The organism is Syntrophales bacterium (assembly GCA_030655775.1).
Taxonomy (GTDB): Bacteria; Desulfobacterota; Syntrophia; order Syntrophales; family JADFWA01; genus JAUSPI01.
The window spans coordinates 1-4356 of the sequence record JAUSPI010000018.1; the positions used below are offsets into that span (position 1 = coordinate 1).

General features: G+C 40.6%; 2 protein-coding genes, 1 tRNA gene and 1 other RNA gene. All 4 read right to left on the reverse strand.

The genetic code is table 11. From position 1 onward, the window contains the following. Positions 1-235: 235 nt before the first annotated feature. A complete protein-coding gene (locus tag Q7J27_00795; protein MDO9527679.1) occupies positions 236-1783 on the reverse strand; it encodes a SpoIID/LytB domain-containing protein in 1548 nt (515 codons plus the stop codon). 420 nt (positions 1784-2203) lie between these two features. Then, positions 2204-2641, reverse strand: an RNA gene (gene rnpB, locus Q7J27_00800) — RNase P RNA component class A. 17 nt (positions 2642-2658) lie between these two features. After that, positions 2659-3375, reverse strand: a complete 717-nt coding sequence (locus tag Q7J27_00805) for a C4-type zinc ribbon domain-containing protein (protein MDO9527680.1) — start codon at positions 3373-3375, stop codon at positions 2659-2661. A 502-nt stretch (positions 3376-3877) separates the two neighbouring features. Next, a tRNA-Ile gene (locus Q7J27_00810) sits at positions 3878-3953 on the reverse strand. Positions 3954-4356: the final 403 nt, after the last annotated feature.

Sequence of the window (4356 nt, forward strand, 5' to 3'; positions counted from 1 at the left end):
TGAGTCATTTTCTGGCACTACAAATGACGTTTCAGGCTACCTGCAATCGTAAGGTATTGTAATTAAACATATCATGTTTTCTTGCCTGCCAGATTTCGGCAATTTTCAGGGCGCAAATCATGAATTTGGGTTAAGACCTGCCATGAAACCAGAAGTCAGGATTCAGTATCCAGAATTTAAAATGCAAATGGAGATTCAGACTCCTGTCTCCTGACTCCTGGCTCCTGGTTCCTATCTACCGGATGTCTACTTCTGAATAGTAATGCTTTAAAATATCCCTGCAGGAATGCCCTTCTTTGGCCATCACATATGCTCCCCACTGACTGAGCCCAACACCATGGCCGTACCCTCTGCCGTCAAAACGAATCCCGTTCCTTTCTCTTGTCATGGTAAAGAGAGTGCTTTTAATCATTGTAGGATCTACTTTGATACGAAAGTTATTGCCGGTAAGGATACTTTCCCCACCGCTATGCAATATCCTTACTCTCTTAACCCTACCGCTAGGGCTAACCTCTGGAGTGGTAATTTCATGTATGTCACCAATGCCAACACCATGTTTGTTCAGGGCACCTTTTATCTCATCAAGGCCCAAAAACAACGTCCATAAATAATTTGGAGCTTTTGCACTATAGCTATCGGGAATCCCTTTAAGATAGGGAACATCCGCCGTCCATACATTCTTTGCATTCTCGGTTTGTCCACCGCTGTTTGAATGGAAATAGGCCAAAACCGGCTGATTATCATAAACAAGCATTTTCCCCCTGGTTTCATATACAGCTCTGTTAGAATGTTCAGATTCCACATCATATCCTCCATAAACCTGGGAATATGTTGTTGAATAAACATCATAATCTTTATTCTTGTTTTTCTCCTTCTGATAAACTGCATAGCTTCTTGCCACTATTGCTTGCGCCATCAGCGCCTCTGACGACCAACGTGGGGACATTTCTTTTGGTACAACACCATAAAGATATTCCTCCAATCCTAAAACATTAATAACATCCACTCCTCCATCTGTGCTCTTCTGTATCCTGATTCTTCCCCTGTAGGATTTACCGTTTACCTTCAATATTCCCTCTTCAGATGGAAATATAACCAACCTGCTGGTGGAGGAGGGCAAGGCAGCATCATTTACCATTATGGTTTTACTGTGTGTCCTTACAACAGCAATCTGGTCGGAGGGTAATCTGAAAAGTGTATTCATTCCATTTAAATCCTTCACCATAAATGGGGTAGAGCAGCTTACAGTAATCTCCTTCTTACCTTCAATGATCAAGACCCTTATCTTTTCATCTATGGATATTTTGAAAGTCTCTCTTTTATCTTCCTTCTTGATCATGGTGGAAGGCTTTGAACAGGTCTCGATCATAAATTCGGCCGTACCCCTCCTCTCCCCCCGGGGAAACCTTTCAAGATACTTCCTGAATTGCTCCAACGCCTCTCTATTCTTTCCTTTCTCGTAGAGGATCATCCCCGAATTGAAATAAGCATTTCCAACATATTCGCTCCTGTGATATTTTTCCTTCACAATAGAATATTTTTCCAGCGCCAGATGATCATTATTCAGAAAATAACTGTAAATATCTCCTATCCTTAACACCGATTTTGCCTGTATGTCATAATCATTAGAATTATCTACAATATCCTGATAGACACCAATTGCTTCGAGGTCAAGTCCCCTTTTAAGATAACTATCAGCCACCCTCATTGCCTGCATAACATCGTAAGTGTGACCCTTCCCCACAAACATGAGGGACAAACCAATAAGGAAAATGCAGATCATTGGGGATTTTTTAGTCATAACTTTTCTTTTCAAAGGAAGTATTGATGCACCCGTAAAAAGTCATTTTTACTCGCTCAGAGAGTATTTTGGGGATGCTGGTGTTGCCAGCTAAAAATCTAAAACTCGCGCTTATGCACTCAAACAATTAGATTTTTTAAACACCAGTTACCATCATCATCTTTTTCCCAAAATCCTCAAATTACTTACGTGATTCTTCGAATTCACTCGCAAAAGATTTTTTACGAGACTGTCAAGTATTGAGCTGTCAGAATATAAGCACACGCTTCACCTCATTCATATCATTGGTAAAACGTCCATATTCCGGGTTCTTCAGCAAGTTTGAATCACAAACGATAATAATGGCTTAGTTCAAATTCGACAGTTGATAGCTGAACGCTGAATGCTTATTTTCTTGAAGTGTGCCGGAGCAGATCGTAAGCCGAGTTCTGTTTCCCCCTCCCGGTCACCCGAAAGAGGGCGATGATCATTAATCTGGAACAACAGTTGCCTGTTGCTTCAAGCGACGCTACCCGAGAACTTCGAGCGGGCTACTCTCAAACGTTCTCCTATTTGGTCTTGCTCCAGATGGGGTTTACCAAGCTTTCCCGGTCACCCGAGAAACTGGTGAGCTCTTACCTCACCTTTTCACCCTTACCCAGTATAATGGACACGGCCAATCTTACCGGGCGGTATATTTTCTGTGGCACTTTCCTTAGGGTCACCCCCAGTCGCCGTTAGCGACCATCCTGCCCTGTGGAGCTCGGACTTTCCTCCAGTCCGGCATACTATCTTGAATCCTGAAACAAATTCAGGACAAGTTCATTGCACAACCGAACCAGCGATCATCTGACCTACTCCGACACCACTAAAAGATGTTAATTTTTATCTATATCACTCCAATGTATAATTCTATTACAGTTAGGACATAATATCAAATCCTCAAATTTTTGCAATTCGTTGTACATCTGAGGAGGAATATTCATGTGACATCCACCACAAACTCCATTCCACACCGAAACCACGGCAAGATCATTTCTCTTTTCCTTAATAATTTCATATTTTTTGAGAAGATCCCTATCAATTTCCCCCCTAACATCATCAATTTTCTTATGACAGGCTAACAGTTCAGAATCGACGGAATTTATTTCCTGCTCAATCTCACTTCTTACTTTTTCGTACTTCAAACGATAAGCGTTCAGTTCCTCTTCCTTACTTTTCAATCCTTCCCTTACGACATCTGTTTCTTCCAAGATATAAATAATCCCATCTTCGATCTCGCTGTTTTTCCCCTCGACAGTTTCAATCTCTTTAAGCATAGCATGATATTCTTTGTTTGTTTTTATCTCCAGCAATCTATTTTTAGTCTTTTTCAGACTTTCGATCCCTCTTTTAAGGCTTTCCTCTTTTTCTCTGTGCATCACATTTAATTCTTCAAATCTTCTCCTTTCCTCCCCCACCTTATCCTCAAAACTCTGAAATTCCGTATCAAGTTCGGCTATCTTATCCGGCAATTTCTGATTCTTCATTTTTATATCTTTCATCTCTAAATCGTTTTTCTGAAGTTCAATTAATAATAATATCTGTTTCTTCAATAAGCTCCCTCCTTCATTTACGACTCCGACTCATTTACAAAAAAAAAATGCACCAAATTGGTGCATTTTTTACGGAACGAGAATCTCCTGAACAACATGATGTTTGCTTAATATCAGCCATATACAATCATTCACACAATTTTCTATTTTATTACAGACATCCATTACCTGAAAAAGAGGCTAAAAACATCTTCTCGACCTGGGGTTCATCCTGCAATGGGGCACACAACATGGAAAAATTTTTCCTTGTCTGTAAGTATCGCCTTGTGGGCGGTTGCCTACACTGTTATTGAAAAAAATATCAACTCGCTGAAAGCTTTGAAAAATAGTTTTTCAATGCTCAGAACATTTTTTCACCCTCAAAAAACCATATTTTTCAGTTTTTCAAAGGTCTATCGCTTTTGGAATTATATTGAAGCTCCCCGCCGCAAGCAGCGGGGAATGCGCTCGCTGTTCAGTTCATAGGGCTTTTTGTTAGTTCTGCGAAGCTCTCACCAAAAGATGGTGGGCCCACCTGGGTTCGAACCAGGGACCTACCGGTTATGAGCCGGTGGCTCTTCCAACTGAGCTATGGGCCCAAAGCACAAGACCTTTGAAACTTCCATTAAAACGCACAGCAAGCATAGCTGACAAATGTAATAGTGCTATCCCTTAACTTTTCGAAGTTCTCTGCACTTAACCGCATGTAACTTCAATTTCACTTAAAAATTAACATGTTATGAAATCCATCGGAGTTAGATTTCAAGATGTTTACAGATTTTGTAAACATTTAAGCTTATTTCTCAAGACAACGAAGTAATTTATACTCATTCTAAATTTCTGTCAAGGTCTTATTTCGCTCCCGAATTGCCTCATATTAAATGTTACCGAAGGAGTGGCTAAAAAGGGATCGTTGACTCATAATTCGATGTTACCGAACATCGACTTCCAAAAGGAGGGATAATCATGAGTCCACGGTCCAAACGAGAGTATCGTGAAACG